This window comes from Bradyrhizobium sp. LTSPM299, assembly GCF_000938235.1.
In the GTDB taxonomy this organism is placed as follows: Bacteria; Pseudomonadota; Alphaproteobacteria; order Rhizobiales; family Xanthobacteraceae; genus Bradyrhizobium.
The window spans coordinates 98,269-106,468 of record NZ_JYMU01000094.1; the positions used below are offsets into that span (position 1 = coordinate 98,269).

Genomic DNA, 8,200 nt, shown 5'->3' on the forward strand with positions numbered 1-8,200 from the left:
ATCACGCCCGCGACGGCGCGTCCGCGAGCGAACTCAGCGCGATGCCGCCGACGATCAGCGCCGCGGCAAGCGCCAGCGACAGATCGATGGGTTCGCCGAGCAACAGCGCCGCCGTGACGATGCCGACGATCGGCGTCCCGGTCGTGCCCAGCGACGTCGTCAGCGCCGGCAAGCTCTTGTTGACCATCGACATCGCCCAATAGGCCAGCGCCGTGCCGATGAAGCCGGAATAGAGAAACAACAGGGCGAGGTGGGGTGACCAGGTCACCTCGGGCACGCCCTCAACCACCAACGCCATCGGTGTCAACACCAGCGTGGCGACGAGCACCTGCCACAGCAGCAACTGCAGCGGGGTCGCGATCCAGCGGTGGGAGCGGATGTAGATGATGTTGGCGGCCCAGCAGATCGCGGCGAGGATGATCATGCCCGCGCCGGCAATGACGTGCAGATTGCTCCAGTCCAGCGATGCCGGGTTGAGGATCACGCAGAGGCCGGCCAGCCCCGATGCGACGCCGGCGAGTTTCAGCGGGCCGAGCCGTTCGGACCGCACAGCGCCGGCGGCCAGTGCGACCCAGAGCGGCGTGGTGTAGCCGAGCACGATGCCCTTGCTCGCCGGCAGGTAACGCAGGCCGGCGGCGACCAGGACCGAAAAGAACGTCATGTGCAGCAGCGCGACGCTGAGCACGACCGGGACGTCGGCGATTCTTGGAATAATCAGGTTTCCGCTGGCGCGCAGGATCACCAGCAGCGCGGCCAGGGCGATCCAGCTCCGGATGGCTGCGGTCCACAGCGGCGGGACCGCCTCGACCAGCGATTTCGTCACCGACCAGTTGATGCCCCAGGCCAGCACCACGACGAGGAACAGGAGGGTGGCTTTGGCTGATGACAGGGACTGGTTCACGGCAGAATCCTTGCGGGTGATACCCATTCTGAATAGGATCGTTCTGGCTCTCTCAAAAGAGCCAGATATGATAGATAGAGAGAGCCAGATTGATCCTCGCCGAATTGCTCGCGCTGAAGCGGACGGGCGATGCCGGGCTGGTCGGGCAACTGACGCATCAGCTCCGTGCGCTGATGGCGGACGGCCGGATCAGGAGCGGCGCCGTGCTGCCGTCGAGCCGCAGTCTTTCGGCCGAGCTCGATGTCTCGCGCAACACCGTGACGCATGCCTATGAGCAACTCGCGGCCGAAGGCTATTTGCGCGTCGCCGCGCGGCGTCGCCCGGTGGTGGCTGATGATATCGGCGAGCGGTTCGCCAAGGCAGCGTCTAAGGCAGCGTCTAAGGCAGCGTCTAAGGCAGATCCTGCGCCGCGACGCGAAGCGGTGCGTAAGCCGTCGCTGTCACCCTGGGCGTTGCGGCTGTCGGACACCGACTGGCCGCTGTCCTATCAGGCGGATTTCCGGCCGCTGCGTCCCGGGCTCGCCGATGCGCGCGAGTTTCCGCATGAGATCTGGGCGCGCTGCCTGCGCCGCAGCGCGCTGCGCCGTCGCTTCAACGAGCAGACCGTGATCAACCGGCCCAGTCTGCGTGAAGCCTTGCGTGACTACCTCGAGGTCAACCGCGGCGTGCGCGCCGAGGCAGACCAGATACTGATCCTGCCGACGGCGCAGGCGGCGCTGACGCTGATCGCCGCGACCGCGATCGTGCCTGGCGATGCGGCGTGGACCGAGGACCCCGGATATCCCGGTGCCGCGGCAGCGTTTCGCGCGGCCGGCGCCAACGTCGTCGGCGTCAGGCTGGACAATTGCGGCATGATACGGATGCGCGAGGCGCGGCCGCCAAAACTGATCTTCACGACGCCCTCGCATCAGCATCCGACCGGCCGGGTGATGCCGGTGGCCCGCCGCACCGAGCTGCTGGCGGCCGCCGAGTCCGGCAAGACCTGGATCGTCGAGGACGATTACGATGGCGAGTTTCACTATGACAGTCGGCCGATGCCGGCGCTGCAGGGGCTCGATCGGGAAGGGCGCGTACTCTATGTCGGCACCTTCGCCAAGGCGATGACCGCCGATATCCGTCTCGGTTATCTGGTGGTGCCAGCGTCGCTGGCGCGAACGATGGAGATCGCGCAGCGGCATCTCGGGCTGATCGCCTCCGTGCATGTCCAGGAGGCGCTGGCAAGTTTCATGACGGACGGACATTTCCTGGCGCATATCAGGCGCACGCGGCGCATCTACCGCTCGCGGCGGGACCATCTCGCCTCGGCGCTGACACGGCATCTGAGCGAGGTGCTGGTGGCCGAGGTCCCGCCTGGCGGGATGCAACTGGTCGCCCGCCTGAAACATGGCACCGCCGATCGCGACGTCGTGAGCCGGCTCGGCGCCGCCGGCGTCGAGGTGCGTGCGCTGTCGAGCCTCGCCGTGGAGCGGCCGCGCGACCATGGCCTGCTGCTCGGCTTCGCCGCTTGGCGCGAGGCCGAGATCGGCGCCGCGGTCCGGATCATGGCGAGCGCGCTTGCCGGCAAGCGCGCGATCCGCGGCTAGCCAGGGCGTGAACCCATAAACTTGGAGCGGCCGGCGGACGTCCGCTTTGGTGCCGATAACGGACTCATGTCGGACATGGCCCCATGTCCGAAAAGGGCCAAGCGGACCCGATCGAATATCCGCGCTACCGTCCCGCGGCTTCCATCGCCGTGATCAGGATCGACACATCATGATCAAGATCGGTGCGCGGCAAAATTATAAGACTACCCGTCTGCTTCGCCGGCTCTCGACCAGCAATGATCATGCTCGCCCTCGCGCCACCATCGATAGCCGTCGTGTCGTTCGACCACCGCTGCGCGACTCCAATTCCGCATCTCGTGACCGGCCGACCGGGCTCGTCGCCTCACCGGTCGTCTTCCAAACAGGCATCCAACGTACGTCGGCAACAGACCGCCAGCATCGAAATCCCCATAGCGTCTGACGCCCCACACTGCCACACCTCCCGCGGTTTCCTCCTTTGGAGGTTTGCGTACGCCGGCCCCCGGTGTTCGCCGCGCCACCATCATGGGGCCGGCATCCGAAAACCTTCACAGAAGCGGAGAACAGACAACAAAACGGCGTCCGGCGAACTGAACGCCGCCTGTTGTTGCTTACGCCTTCAGGAAGGCCAGCAGGTCGGCGTTGATCGTTTCAGCCTGCGTGGTCGGCATGCCATGCGGGAAGCCCTTATAGGTCTTCAGCGTACCGTTCTTGAGGAGTGTTGCTGAAAGAGGCCCGGCAGCCACATAGGGAACGATCTGATCGTCCTCGCTGTGCATCACCAGGACCGGGACATTGATCTTCTTCAGGTCCTCGGTGAAATCGGTTTGTGAGAAGGCAACGATGCCGTCGTAATGCGCCTTCGCGCCGCCCATCATGCCCTGCCGCCACCAGTTCTCAATGGTTGCTTCGGATGGCTTGCCCGTCTTGTTGTAGTTGTAGAACGGGCCGGCGGCCACGTCACGGTAGAATTGGGAGCGGTTCGCTGCGAGCGCCACCTGGAAATCGTCGAATACCTTCTTCGGCAGTCCTTTGGGGTTTGCCGGCGTCTGCACCATCAACGGCGGCACCGCGCTGATGATGGCCGCCTTCGACACCCGGCTTTCGCCGTGGCGCGCGATGTAATGCACAACCTCGCCGCCACCGGTTGAGTGGCCGACATGGATAGCACTCTTGAGATCCAGATGCGCCGTCACCGCGGCGAGGTCATCGGCATAGTGATCCATGTCGTGGCCGTCGCCGACCTGGCTGGATCGGCCGTGGCCGCGGCGGTCATGAGCAATGACGCGATAGCCGTGATTGAGGAAGAACAACATCTGCGCATCCCAATCATCGGCCGACAGCGGCCAACCATGGCTGAAAACAATGGGCTGACCTTTGCCCCAGTCCTTATAGTAGATCTCTATCCCTTCGTCAGTTGTAACTGTACCCATGTGATACCTCCTTGCTTGGGTTGCTGACACTAGCGACCAAGAGCGCATGCTGCTCAAATGCTATCCCGAGGCGACCGCCATGATCACACGCCCTCGTAAACCAGCCTCGTGAAGAAAGCGGGATCGATAGGAAAATTGCCCCGCTTGGCATCAAAGGCTGCGGTCGGCTTGGCCGCCACGATCTCGTCTCGCGATCTTCCCTGCTGCTTGAGTTTTACGACGCTTTCTCTGATGGCGACGAGCATGTCGCGGAACTCTTTCAACTCGGCCTTGTTGCTGACTGGGTGACCATGTCCTGGAACGATGATTGTCTCGTCCGTCGTCGCCGCAAGGTTGGCATCGGAGGCTGCGATCATACCGTCGATGCTGCCACCCGTCGAATAGTCGATAAACGGATAGATGCCATTCCAATAGGTATCGCCGGTATGCAGGATGTTCGCCTCGCCAAAGGTGACGGAGATGTCGCTATCTGTGTGCGCCGGCGTGTAACGTTTCAGGCCGATGGTGGCGCTGTTGAGCTTTAGGCTATGTTCGGCCGCAAACACCTCGCTCGGAACCCCGCCCGGGGACAAGGGAAGGAAATTATAGTCCCAGTCATCAACGCGCTGGACTTCGGACAAATACTTGCGCGTGTTCTCTTGAGCGATAATCTTTGCGCCAGCAGCATGCAGCCATTCGTTGCTGGAGGTATGATCGAAGTGCCAATGCGTATTGACCAAGTGCGTGATGGGATCGGCGCCGAGATTGGTCAGAGCTTTGGTGAGTTGGGGACGCGACGCACCGATGCCGCCATCGATGAGCACTTTGCCGTCCGGCCCGGTCAGTACGGCGATGTTGCCGCCAGAACCCTCAAGAACGGTGATATTATCCCGTAGCTTGTGGGTTGTGATCTGCGATACCGCAGCGCCATCCTTAAACAAACTGACGAGGCCTCGCGCCTCCGCAAATGCTTCTCGGGGGGTAAGCCATCCACCCGTCGCCGTGTAAGCTGCAGCACCGACGCAACAGAGGCAAAAGCTTCGTCGCGAAACTGACCTTTCCCGTGAAAATGGCATTACGTGCTCCTTTCCTGCCGTTGACGGGGCCGCCAACATACTCGCAGAAGGGCCCCCCGTCTTTCGGATTCAAGCGTTCTTGCGTTTTCCGCAGCTTCGGCTTTCGGACAAACTGAGACCTCGCACCGGCGGGTCGGCCCTTCCGGTCTTCGTTTGGTAGCGGACATCGTCACGGCCGTTCGGCATGTTTCAAAAGGGCCAACACGGGACCTGCTCAATTATCAAAGTCTTCTAAGGCGCTGCTGCGCGCTTCCATGTGGTTCGTAGCGTCCTGCCATTTGGGGTACGGGGATTGTCGAATTTAAGTTCGTCTGAGGTTAGCAAAGTAATCGCTCTCTTTTGGTTGGGGATGGCCGCAACGTTCGCGTAAGTATTGGCGGCAAGGTTGACCAACATCGCTTTTGTATTTTCGTCAATCGAGTATGTACCGTAGTACGCAATGCTGGATGCTACGATGCTTTGTGCTTCTTCAGGCGTGGCCTTCGCTCGATCATTGGCCGCGATCTTCGGGATGTCCGCGCGCGATTGAAAGAGTGAGAAATGGCCGTCGCTTGAGAAAATTATCACCCCTTTGGGGAAGGACCGAAGGGTTCGCCTTTTTGGCCGTCGTCCATTTCACTCGTAACAGCGACAAGGGTCCACGCCCCAACAATCTGTTCCTTAGCCGACTTCTGCTGAGCGAATGCTGCGCTTGACAGGGCAAGCCCCAGCCCGATGGCAATAATGGCTTTGTTCATTATGTCCTCCACTGCAAAAGCTAGATTGTGCAACGATGGTCACGCGGGAGCAAGGCGAACGTCCGCTACGGGTCAATCGCATCGGTTTGCGCCTCAGCCTGTGACTTCCGGTCTACCCCAGCGAGCGGACATTCTAAGGCCTCGTCCGCATGTCTCAGACGGGCCATAAGCGGATGCTCAGGCGCTTGGCTGCCACCACCCAAGTATCGCAACAGCGAGGCACGCAAGAAAGGCTACAGTCTGGTGGCCCATTTCCATCCAGTACCGGACCGGCGCGGTGTCTCTGTGAAAAACCTGACTCGGCCAGCCCAAAAGACCGTCTACGACCCAGTCCAAAATACCAGGCATCGGGTTGGACGTGATTCAAGCGTCCAAACCGGGCCTCGAATCATGCGGTATGAACTCACGGACTTTGAATGGGCTGTCATCCGTCGTTTCTGCCTAACAAGCCGCGTGGCATTCCCCGTGTTGACGACCGGCGCGTCCTGAACGGCATCTTTTGGGTTCTGCGCTCAGGCGCTCCCTGGCGCGACCTGCCGGCATACTATGGCCCCGCACCACTTGCTATAATCGCTTTGCCCATTGGCGGCAGGCCGGCGTCTGGGACCGGATCATGGATGCCCTGGCCGCAGGTCACGACGCGGCGGTGCAGATGATAGATACCTCGGTCGTGCGGGTGCACCAGCACAGAGCCTGCATCGCAGATAGCAATCACCAAGATATAGGGCGCTCGCGAGGGGCCTAACGAGCAAGATCCACGCGGTGGTGGACACCAATGGCCTGCCGGTCCATCTCGCCCTCACGCCCGGTGAAGCGCATGACAATCGGCTATGTTCGGTTCTGCTCAGCGCGTTGCTCCCACAAACAATGTTGCTCGCGGATCGTGGATACGACGCGAACTGGATCAGGGAGCTTGCCCGACAGCAAGGAGCTTGGGCGAACATTCCGCCGAAACGAAATCGGAAAGACCCAATCTGCCTTAGTCCCTATCTGTATCGTGCCCGCAACTTGATCGAACGGTTCTTTAACAAGATCAAGCAATGTCGGCGTGTTGCGACTCGATATGACAAGCTCGCAGCTAACTATCTCGCGTTCGTCAAACTCGCCTCAATCCGAGTTTGGCTGCGTGCTAATGAGTCCACACCCTAGCACTACTTTGGCAGATTTATTCACGCCGCTGCTTTCCGCCGATTTGTCTTCTGCAGTGCGGGCATCGCTGAGGTCGTGGTTGAACGATGAGATCGACGATGGCTTGGCGTACGGCCGGTAGGCTCGGCTGAGGTGGTGGACCGTTGATTCTTTTTTTTCCGCCCCGCTTGTGCGAGACGGCGATGCTGGAGGAATGCGTAAGCGATCATAGTCATGAGCGCATGACGATGAAGGCCCTGCCAGGATCGTCCCTCGAAGTGATCAAGCCCGAGTTCCTCTTTCAGCTGCTGATGGGCCTGTTCGCAAATCCATCGAGCTTTGATCGTAGCAGCTAACGTGCGCAGATTCGTCTTGGCCGGCATATTGGCGAGATAATATTTCTTCTCTCCCGACGTCCTGTGTTCGCCGATGAGCCAGGCTTCGTCCCCCGGAAGATGCTGCTGGCCCATGTCCTTGATCCGCTGCGGAGGTCCATCAGCGGTTCGCACGCGAACCGCGGCGAAGCGAGCTTCCAGCCGGCCCTTGGTCCCGTTTCGCCAACTCACATTTTGCCACTTAGCATTGGCCAGCATGTCTTCGGCCGCCGTCGACAATACGTCGGGAATGTGCCGCTTGCGGGGACGACCTCGACCGGCGACCGGCCAGATCAATTTAACCTCCACCGGATAAACCTTCTGATGACGAGGGATACCGACGGCCCAGGCCAGGCCGCGTGTCGTGAGCCCCTGACGGAACGGCGCGCTGAGGCCGTAACCGGCATCGGCCAGCACACAGCCAAAGCGCATACCGGCTGCCATCACGCGATCGATCTCCGCCAAGGCGATCTCTGGCTTGGTCCGCGCTGCGCGGTACTCTACAGGAACGCCCGCACGCTTCAAACGCACCGGATTGCTCGTCCAACTCTCGGGAACGAAGAGACGTAATGCCACCATGACCGGCACTTCACCCCGCGCAAGCGTCAGCGACACCAATGTTTGGCAATTAGCCGTCTTGCCGAGAGACGAGGCATATTGTGGAGCGACGCCAACCGAACGATCGCCCTTCTTCGGCATCGCCGTGTCGTCGATGACCAGCACCGCATCTTTGCCGCCGACCAGGCGATCGGCCTGAACGAGCAATTCTGCCTCCAATGGCGCCGCATCCCAGAGGCCATCAGCGATGAAATGGTGCAACTGGTCATACTCGCCCGGTGCCAGCCGCGCCGCCATTGGCTGGACGCTCTTGCGATCGCCCGGTCCAATCAATCCCGAGATATAAAGCGGACACATCCGCCGCCGCGCCTTGTGACCTAAACGATCCAGGAATGGCTTGAGCCAGCGCCCAAGCTCGTCTTCCCACTTCGACTTCGTGTCCACCATGGTCG

Annotated in this window: 7 protein-coding genes and 1 pseudogene; 2 read left to right on the forward strand and 6 right to left on the reverse strand. The window is 61.2% G+C overall.

What is annotated here, in order from left to right:
* Nucleotide 1: 1 nt before the first annotated feature.
* On the reverse strand, nucleotides 2-928 hold the full coding sequence (locus tag UP10_RS40310) for a DMT family transporter (protein WP_044592703.1): 927 nt from the start codon (nucleotides 926-928) through the stop codon (nucleotides 2-4).
* Nucleotides 929-993: 65 nt separating this feature from the next.
* On the opposite strand from UP10_RS40310, the gene pdxR reads away from it, so the two are divergent.
* Nucleotides 994-2,484, forward strand: a complete 1,491-nt coding sequence (pdxR, locus tag UP10_RS40315; RefSeq protein ID WP_044592717.1) for a MocR-like pyridoxine biosynthesis transcription factor PdxR — start codon at nucleotides 994-996, stop codon at nucleotides 2,482-2,484.
* Nucleotides 2,485-3,074: 590 nt separating this feature from the next.
* Here the strand turns inward: pdxR and UP10_RS40320 are convergent.
* From UP10_RS40320 to UP10_RS40330, 4 genes are all read right to left on the reverse strand, one after another.
* Nucleotides 3,075-3,896: an alpha/beta fold hydrolase gene (locus tag UP10_RS40320; protein WP_044592704.1), complete on the reverse strand. Its 822-nt coding sequence runs from the start codon at nucleotides 3,894-3,896 to the stop codon at nucleotides 3,075-3,077.
* A gap of 83 nt (nucleotides 3,897-3,979) precedes the next feature.
* The gene (locus tag UP10_RS40325; protein ID WP_044592705.1) at nucleotides 3,980-4,951 is read right to left on the reverse strand and encodes an MBL fold metallo-hydrolase; all 972 of its coding nucleotides are present in this window, start codon (nucleotides 4,949-4,951) and stop codon (nucleotides 3,980-3,982) included.
* Between the two features lie 231 nt (nucleotides 4,952-5,182).
* The gene (locus UP10_RS46840; RefSeq protein ID WP_082077534.1) at nucleotides 5,183-5,518 is read right to left on the reverse strand and encodes a lipocalin-like domain-containing protein; all 336 of its coding nucleotides are present in this window, start codon (nucleotides 5,516-5,518) and stop codon (nucleotides 5,183-5,185) included.
* Nucleotides 5,515-5,688, reverse strand: a complete 174-nt coding sequence (locus UP10_RS40330; RefSeq protein ID WP_156180741.1) for a hypothetical protein — start codon at nucleotides 5,686-5,688, stop codon at nucleotides 5,515-5,517. The genes UP10_RS46840 and UP10_RS40330 overlap by 4 nt, the downstream gene beginning before the upstream one ends.
* Nucleotides 5,689-6,078: 390 nt before the next feature.
* On the opposite strand from UP10_RS40330, the pseudogene UP10_RS43735 reads away from it, so the two are divergent.
* A pseudogene (locus UP10_RS43735) lies at nucleotides 6,079-6,837 on the forward strand (IS5 family transposase).
* Nucleotides 6,838-6,857: 20 nt separating this feature from the next.
* Here the strand turns inward: UP10_RS43735 and UP10_RS40335 are convergent.
* Nucleotides 6,858-8,195, reverse strand: a complete 1,338-nt coding sequence (locus tag UP10_RS40335) for an IS701 family transposase (RefSeq protein ID WP_044591888.1) — start codon at nucleotides 8,193-8,195, stop codon at nucleotides 6,858-6,860.
* Between the last annotated feature and the right edge of the window lie 5 nt (nucleotides 8,196-8,200).

Bases quoted from the DNA above. Each gene is read 5' to 3' on its own strand.
- UP10_RS40335 (WP_044591888.1), bottom strand. From the start codon at position 8,195: ATGGTGGACACGAAGTCGAAGTGGGAAGACGAGCTTGGGCGCTGGCTC.
- UP10_RS40310 (WP_044592703.1), bottom strand. From the start codon at position 928: ATGGGTATCACCCGCAAGGATTCTGCCGTGAACCAGTCCCTGTCATCA.
- UP10_RS40325 (WP_044592705.1), bottom strand. From the start codon at position 4,951: ATGCCATTTTCACGGGAAAGGTCAGTTTCGCGACGAAGCTTTTGCCTC.
- UP10_RS40330 (WP_156180741.1), bottom strand. From the start codon at position 5,688: ATGAACAAAGCCATTATTGCCATCGGGCTGGGGCTTGCCCTGTCAAGC.
- UP10_RS40320 (WP_044592704.1), bottom strand. From the start codon at position 3,896: ATGGGTACAGTTACAACTGACGAAGGGATAGAGATCTACTATAAGGAC.